This is a genomic window from Blautia intestinihominis (assembly GCF_040096655.1).
GTDB lineage: Bacteria > Bacillota > Clostridia > Lachnospirales > Lachnospiraceae > Blautia_A > Blautia_A intestinihominis.
The window spans coordinates 1-7,490 of record NZ_JBBMEI010000110.1 but is presented as its reverse complement, the minus strand read 5'-3'; the positions used below and the strand labels follow the sequence as shown (position 1 = coordinate 7,490).

General features: G+C 46.0%; 8 protein-coding genes. All 8 read left to right on the top strand.

All coding sequences use genetic code 11. The features are described 5' to 3' along the window. On the top strand, positions 1-634 hold a 634-nt coding region (locus WMO75_RS18115), incomplete at its 5' end, for an ADP-dependent NAD(P)H-hydrate dehydratase (RefSeq protein WP_349078673.1). Between the two features lie 57 nt (positions 635-691). Continuing rightward, positions 692-1,858: an alanine racemase gene (alr, locus tag WMO75_RS18110; protein ID WP_022215038.1), complete on the top strand. Its 1,167-nt coding sequence runs from the start codon at positions 692-694 to the stop codon at positions 1,856-1,858. Positions 1,859-1,977: 119 nt separating this feature from the next. Further along, positions 1,978-2,325 (top strand): type II toxin-antitoxin system PemK/MazF family toxin, encoded by a 348-nt coding sequence (locus tag WMO75_RS18105; RefSeq protein WP_022215039.1) that lies wholly within the window; start codon positions 1,978-1,980, stop codon positions 2,323-2,325. Between the two features lie 117 nt (positions 2,326-2,442). After that, positions 2,443-3,171, top strand: a complete 729-nt coding sequence (locus WMO75_RS18100) for a YebC/PmpR family DNA-binding transcriptional regulator (protein WP_022215040.1) — start codon at positions 2,443-2,445, stop codon at positions 3,169-3,171. Between the two features lie 72 nt (positions 3,172-3,243). Further along, entirely contained in the window at positions 3,244-3,966 is a 723-nt protein-coding gene (locus WMO75_RS18095) for a ClpP family protease (protein WP_118252822.1), read from the top strand. 117 nt (positions 3,967-4,083) lie between these two features. After that, positions 4,084-4,971, top strand: a complete 888-nt coding sequence (locus WMO75_RS18090) for a sulfide/dihydroorotate dehydrogenase-like FAD/NAD-binding protein (RefSeq protein ID WP_022215042.1) — start codon at positions 4,084-4,086, stop codon at positions 4,969-4,971. Continuing rightward, positions 4,971-6,365 (top strand): NADPH-dependent glutamate synthase, encoded by a 1,395-nt coding sequence (gltA, locus tag WMO75_RS18085; protein ID WP_022215043.1) that lies wholly within the window; start codon positions 4,971-4,973, stop codon positions 6,363-6,365. Before WMO75_RS18090 ends, gltA begins: the two co-directional genes overlap by 1 nt. A 178-nt stretch (positions 6,366-6,543) precedes the next feature. Next, positions 6,544-7,434, top strand: a complete 891-nt coding sequence (locus WMO75_RS18080; RefSeq protein WP_349078669.1) for an undecaprenyl-diphosphate phosphatase — start codon at positions 6,544-6,546, stop codon at positions 7,432-7,434. Positions 7,435-7,490 lie beyond the last annotated feature (56 nt).

Below are 7,490 nucleotides of genomic sequence, written 5' to 3'. Positions count from 1 at the left end.
GTCTGAGAAAAGTGCACGGAAAACAGAATTTTATCTTGCCCATGCGCAGAGAATGGGGAAACCTGTGATCATGGATGCGGATGGACTGAACCTGCTCTCGAAACATCCGGAGTGGAAGAAATATCTTCAGCACAGTCAGGTGATCTGTACTCCGCATCTTGGCGAGACGAGTCGGCTGAGTAAAAATTTTATGACTTCTAAAAATAGCGGATTGTTTTCAGAAGCAGCGGATCGGGCACTCTCCATACCGGAAATTCAGCAAAATCTCATTTGGACAGCATCGAATTTTGCAAGGGAAAATGGCGTGGTCTGTGTGCTCAAAGATGCAGTGACTGTTGTTGCAGATCCGAAGAGGGATTTTTGCTGGATCAATCAAAGCGGGAATCCGGGAATGGCGACTGCGGGAAGCGGGGATGTCCTGTCGGGGATCTTGGCAGGGGTTCTGTGTGCATTCCGTTCAGATCCGGAGAATACGGTGGATCTGGCAGAGCAGGCGGCTTTTGGCGTATTCCTTCACGGGCTGGCAGGAGATAAGGCTGTCGAGGAAAAAGGCACCTACGGAATGAAAGCCGGAGACATTGCGCGGGCAGCGGCGAAAGTTCTTAAAGACAGAGAAACTATGCAGGAACTCTGATAAGTTTCAAAAATCCAGATAAAAATAATTGCATTACGCAGTAAGGAGATAAAGATCATGAAAAAATTCGAAAGAGTAAAGGCCGTCGTATCCCTGGATGCGATCGCACATAACTTTGCAGAGATGAAGAAAAACATTGCCAAGGGTACCAAGATCGTTGCTGTCATCAAGGCAGACGGATATGGACATGGCGCAGAGGCGATCGCACGTCTGATCGAAGACTATGACTATATCTGGGGATTTGCAGTTGCGACACCGGAGGAAGCATTGCAGCTTCGTACCTTTGGTGTGAAAAAACCGATTCTGATCCTTGGAATCGTTTTTGAAGAATATTTCACACAAATGATCGCAAAGGAGATCCGTTTAACTGTCTGCACCTATGAGATGGCACAGAAACTTTCAGAAGAAGCGCAGCGTCAGGGAAGAGATGTACATATCCATATCGGTCTTGATACCGGTATGAGCCGTATTGGATTTGCAGACAGACAGGAAAGTGTCGAAGAGATCAAAAAGATCTCCCAGCTTCCAAATCTGAAGATCGAGGGAATGTTCACTCATTTTGCAAGAGCAGACGAGACAGACAGAAGCCCGGCGATCGACCAGCTTAACCGTTATTTGAATTTTGCAAAACTTCTGGAGGATGCAGGCATTCAGATCCCGATGAAGCACTGCTCTAACAGCGCAGGGATCATCCGTGTGCCGGAGGCAAACTTAAATGCAGTCCGTGCGGGTATTACGATCTATGGAATCTATCCTTCCAATGAAGTGGAGAGAGATATCGTGAAACTGATCCCGGCAATGGAACTCAAGAGCCATATTTCTTACATCAAAACCGTGGAACCGGGAGCGGCGTTCAGCTATGGCGGAACGTTTACTGCCAAGAAAGAGATGAAAGTCGCAACGATCCCGGTGGGATACGCAGACGGCTATCCGCGTTCTCTTTCCAATAAGGGATGGGTTCTGATCCACGGCAAAAAGGCACCGATCCTTGGAAGAGTCTGCATGGATCAGTTCATGGTAGATATCACAAAGATCCCGGACGCAAAGGCCGGAGATGAAGTGACTCTGATCGGAAAAGACGGCAAGGAGTTCATAAGCATTGAGAAGTTTGGTGATCTTTCCGGACGTTTTTCCTATGAATTTGCCTGTGATATCAGCAAACGAGTGCCGAGAGTCTACATCAAAGACGGCAAAGAATGGGGAGAGCTGACCTTCTTTAACTAGATAACAGCGTAAAATACCACACATGTATACACGAGAAAAAAATGGAAATACTAATTTCTGAGAAAAAGAATGGAGCTGTCATAAACAGACAGTAACAGAAGAATCGGAGTGTGAATTGTGTGGTAATTAAAAGAGGGGATATCTTTTATGCAGATCTGCGGCCTGTGGTCGGAAGCGAGCAGGGCGGGATCCGTCCGGTGCTGATCATTCAGAATGATGTCGGCAACCGGCACAGCCCGACTGTGATCTGTGCAGCAATTACATCAAAGATGAACAAGGCGAAGCTGCCGACACATATAGAGATCGATGCGTCTGCGTATGGCATTGAGAGGGATTCGGTGATCCTTCTGGAACAACTGCGGACGATCGATAAGCGGAGACTCAAGGATAAAGTCTGTCATCTTGACCAGGCGATGCTTGATAAGGTGAACCATGCGCTGGAAATCAGCTTGGAGCTTACTTTTTGAGCAGTTATTCTTGACGAATCCGAAGGAAAGTGCTATATTTTATCAGTAATTATGCAGGTTTACCGGCTTTTTAGCAGGGTTTACAAAAAGATAAGAAACAAAAGGAGAACGAGAGAAATGTCAGGACATTCAAAATTTGCGAACATCAAGCATAAAAAAGAAAAAAATGATGCCAAAAAAGGTAAGATCTTTACCGTGATCGGTCGTGAAATCGTTATGGCAGTCAAAGCTGGCGGTTCGGATCCGAACAACAACAGCAAACTTCGTGATGTTATCGCGAAAGCAAAAGCAAACAACATGCCGAACGATACGATCGACCGTGGTATCAAGAAGGCAGCAGGTGCTGATTCTGCTGACAACTACGAGCATGCTACTTATGAAGGTTATGGTCCGAACGGTGTTGCGATCATCGTTGAGACTCTGACTGACAACAAGAACCGTACAGCAAGTAACGTAAGAAACGCTTTCACCAAGGGATATGGAAGCATCGGAACACAGGGATGTGTATCCTTCATGTTCGACCAGAAAGGTCAGATCATTATCGACAAAGAAGAGTGCGAGATGGATGCTGACGATCTGATGATGACTGCACTGGATGCAGGCGCAGAGGATTTCAGCGAAGAAGAAGACAGCTACGAAGTACTTACCGCTCCGGATGATTTCAGCGCAGTAAGAGAAGCACTGGAGCAGGCTGGCGTACCGATGCTTGAGGCACAGGTTGCCATGGTTCCACAGACATACGTAGAGCTTACAGACGAGAAGGATATCAAGAACCTTCAGAAGACTCTGGACCTCCTCGATGAAGATGATGACGTCACAGATGTCTGGACAAACTGGGACGAATGATCTCGTACAACGTATAAAAATCCATATGTTTACACAGAATACCTCCATGAACAATCACATGGAGGTATTTTTATGTCCGAAAAAAATGACGAAAAACAGAAAGAGCTTGACCGGAGAGAGCAGGAGAATAAAGAGATCAAAGAGACCGGAGAGGTGACGCTGGATCAGAACAGGAGAAATCATAAGATTGAACTTCTGACGATCATCGGTGAGGTGGAAGGGCACGATGCGGCTCCTTCGCAGAGCAAGACGACCAAGTATGAACATGTGCTGCCAAAACTTGCGATGATCGAGGATGATGAGGAGATCGAGGGCCTTCTGATCCTTCTGAACACGGTCGGCGGTGATGTGGAGGCAGGACTTGCGATCGCGGAGATGATCGCGTCTTTAAGTGTTCCTACCGTTTCTCTTGTACTCGGAGGCGGGCATTCCATCGGAGTTCCGATGGCTGTATCTGCGGATTATTCTTTTGTCGTGCCGAGTGCGACGATGGTCATCCATCCGGTCCGTTCCAGCGGCATGTTCATCGGCGTTGCCCAGACGTACCGCAATATGGAAAAGATCCAGGACCGTATCACCAGTTTTATTGCTTCACATTCCAGAGCGTCACAGCGACGTCTCGAAGAATTGATGCTGGATACCAGTCAGCTTGTAAAAGATGTCGGAACGCTTCTGGAAGGGGAGGAAGCTGTAAGGGAGGGCCTGATCGATGAAGTTGGCGGAATCCGCGAAGCACTTGGGAAATTGCATCAGATGATAGAAGAAAAAAGAGGCTTAAAAGGGCTTTTTTTGTAAAAATACTATGAAAAAGCATGCATATTTAGTATGTTTTTGAATATTCCCCTTGTAACAGAAGCAATTTTAGCGTATTATTAATAGAGGATTGAATGAATATACGCTAGGAGGGGAACAATGTATAAGATTTTAAAAGCCGAAACACTGGCAGCCAAGATCCATCTCATGGTCGTACATGCACCGCGTGTAGCAAGCCATTGTCAGCCAGGACAGTTCATTATTGTTAAGATGGACGAGAAGGGTGAGAGAATTCCACTTACCATCTGCGATTACGATCGTGAAGAAGGAACTATTACCATCGTGTTCCAGGAAGTCGGAGCATCCACAATCAAGATGTCCGAATTAAAAGCAGGAGATTCTTTCCGTGACTTCGTAGGACCTCTGGGATGTCCTTCTGAGTTCGTTCATGAAGACATCGAAGAACTCAAGAAGAAAAAAATGGTATTCGTTGCCGGAGGTGTTGGTACAGCACCTGTTTACCCACAGGTAAAATGGCTCCATGAGCACGGAATCACCGCAGATGTGATCCTTGGCTCCAAGACTAAGGACATGGTGATCCTTGAGAAAGAACTTGCGGCTGTTTCCAACCTTTATGTTACAACAGACGACGGATCTTACGGCCGTTCCGGTATGGTAACCAAGACTCTCGAAGACCTTGTTACAAATGAAGGCAAGAGCTATGATGTCTGTGTTGCGATCGGACCGATGATCATGATGAAATTCGTCTGTCTCCTTACCAAGAAGCTTGGTATCCATACCATTGTCAGCATGAACCCGATCATGGTTGACGGAACAGGTATGTGCGGTGCCTGCCGTCTTCAGGTTGGCGATGAGATCAAATTTGCCTGCGTAGACGGACCGGAATTCGACGGACATCTCGTTGATTTCGATCAGGCTATGAAGAGAAGCCAGATGTACAAGACCGAAGAGGGACGTGCATTACTGAAGCTTCAGGAAGGCGATACCCATCACGGCGGATGCGGACAGTGCGGAGGTGACAAGTAATGGCAGATGCAAAAATGTTAAATAAAGTTCCTGTAAGAGAGCAGGATCCGAAGGTACGTGCAACAAACTTTGAAGAAGTTTGTCTTGGATACAATCAGGAAGAAGCAGTAGAAGAAGCACAGAGATGTTTAGGCTGCAAGAAACCGAAATGTGTAGAGGGATGTCCGGTATCCATCAACATTCCAGGATTCATCGAGCAGATCAAAGAAGGCAACATCGAAGAAGCATACAAGGTGATCGGATTATCTTCCGCTCTTCCGGCTATCTGCGGTCGTGTATGTCCACAGGAATCCCAGTGTGAGGGACAGTGTATCCGCGGTAAGAAGGGCGAGGCTGTTTCCATCGGTAAACTGGAGAGATTCGTTGCTGACTACGCTCTGGAGCATGACATCAAACCAGCTGGAGCAGAAGTTAAGAATGGACACAAAGTTGCAGTTATCGGTTCTGGTCCGTCCGGACTTACCTGTGCAGGAGATCTTGCAAAAGCAGGTTATGATGTAACTGTATTCGAGGCTCTTCATGAGCTCGGCGGCGTTCTTGTTTATGGTATCCCGGAATTCCGTCTTCCAAAACAGAAAGTCGTTAAGAAAGAAATCGAAAAAGTCAAAGAACTTGGCGTTAAATTCGAAACAAACGTTGTCATCGGTAAATCCACAACTATCGACCAGCTGATCGAGGACGAAGGATTTGAAGCTGTATTCATCGGCTCCGGTGCAGGTCTTCCGATGTTCATGGGAATCCCGGGAGAGAACGCAAGCGGCGTATTCTCCGCAAACGAATACCTGACAAGAAGCAACCTGATGAAAGCATTCGATGATTCTTATGATACACCGATCGCAGCAGGCAAGAAAGTTGCCGTTGTCGGCGGTGGTAACGTAGCAATGGATGCTGCAAGAACAGCTCTGAGACTTGGTGCAGAAGTACATATCGTATACAGAAGAAGTGAAGCAGAGCTTCCTGCACGAGCAGAGGAAGTTCATCACGCTAAGGAAGAGGGAATTATCTTTGATCTTCTTACCAATCCGAAGGAAATCCTTGTTGATGAGAGCGGACATGTAAACGGTATGAAGGTTGTCAAGATGGAACTCGGCGAGCCGGATGCTTCCGGAAGACGTCGTCCTGTAGAAATCCCAGGATCTGAGTATGACATGGATGTAGATACTGTTATCATGTCACTTGGTACTTCCCCGAACCCGCTGATCTCTTCTACAACCAAGGGACTTGAGATCAACAAGAGAAGATGTATCGTTGCTGAGGAAGAAACCGGTAAGACATCCAAAGACGGCGTATATGCCGGCGGTGATGCCGTTACAGGTGCAGCTACTGTTATCCTTGCCATGGGAGCAGGTAAAGCTGGAGCCAGAGGTATCGATGAATATCTCAAAAATAAATAATATTTAAATGCAGGAAATCCCGGTCAACTCCATGTTGAGCTGATCGGGATTTTTTTGTTTCACAAACAAATGTTTGGAAACTTGTAAGTTAAAAAAAAATATGTTATACTGACCAGTGTTGATGTGTCGCAACAGTAACAATAAGACACAGACTGTATGAAAAGAAAAGGAAAAGAGTATGACAGTTTTATATGTTATTTTATTAGCTATTGTACAGGGAATTACAGAGTTTCTTCCTGTAAGCAGTTTCGGACATCTCAGTATTCTTGAGAATTTTTTTGGAATGGATCATAATGCTGGTGTTTTGCTGGAAGCCATGCTGCATGTGGGTACTCTCGGTGCTGTGTTTATGACTTTTCAGAAGGATATCAGGCACATTCTTTACGAGATTCTGGACATGACCATGGATATCGTAGGAAATTTTCATTTGTATTTCTACAACAAAAGAACCGGCAAGCAGCTTCATTATGCCAGAATCATCAGCAATACATATCGTAAGTTTGTCGTGCTGCTTCTTGTTTCCATGATCCCGACGATGTTTCTGGGATATACGTCAAGGAGACTGGTTGTGCTGGTCGCAGATTCCACTCTGGTTTCAAGTGCAGGACTTCTGATCACAGGAATTGTCCTGCTTGTGATCGACCTCAGCCGGGCAGGCGGTACGAAGGCTGCCAAGGATGCAAGTTTTTCTAATGCAATGTGGATTGGAATCAGCCAGGGACTTTCTGTCTTTCCGGGACTTTCCAGAAGTGGTCTGACGATCAGTGCAGGACTGATGAGCGGGTTCAGCCGTACTTTTGCAGTGAAATATTCTTATATTTTATCTATTCCGGCAATTCTGGGATCACTGGTTATGGAACTGGGACAGTTTGGTTCGCCTGCTATGACAGTAGGGCTTGGTTTTACTTATGTACTCGGAATGGTTATTTCAGGTATTGTGGCATCTTTTGTGATCCGCTATTGTCTGAAGCTTGTTCAGAAAGGCAGATTTCGTGGATTTGCTATTTATTGTTTTGTGATCGGTTTTGTGACACTGATCATGAATTATGTGGTTACTATTCACAGGTAGTATCCCGCGAGGCGTTTTGCCATGAATATGGCAAAATCCCGAGACATACAGGGCAA

Excerpts from the sequence above, each read along its gene's own strand:
- WMO75_RS18080 (WP_349078669.1), top strand. The coding sequence starts at position 6,544 with ATGACAGTTTTATATGTTATTTTATTAGCTATTGTACAGGGAATTACA.
- WMO75_RS18090 (WP_022215042.1), top strand. The coding sequence starts at position 4,084 with ATGTATAAGATTTTAAAAGCCGAAACACTGGCAGCCAAGATCCATCTC.
- WMO75_RS18095 (WP_118252822.1), top strand. The coding sequence starts at position 3,244 with ATGTCCGAAAAAAATGACGAAAAACAGAAAGAGCTTGACCGGAGAGAG.
- WMO75_RS18100 (WP_022215040.1), top strand. The coding sequence starts at position 2,443 with ATGTCAGGACATTCAAAATTTGCGAACATCAAGCATAAAAAAGAAAAA.
- gltA (WP_022215043.1), top strand. The coding sequence starts at position 4,971 with ATGGCAGATGCAAAAATGTTAAATAAAGTTCCTGTAAGAGAGCAGGAT.
- alr (WP_022215038.1), top strand. The coding sequence starts at position 692 with ATGAAAAAATTCGAAAGAGTAAAGGCCGTCGTATCCCTGGATGCGATC.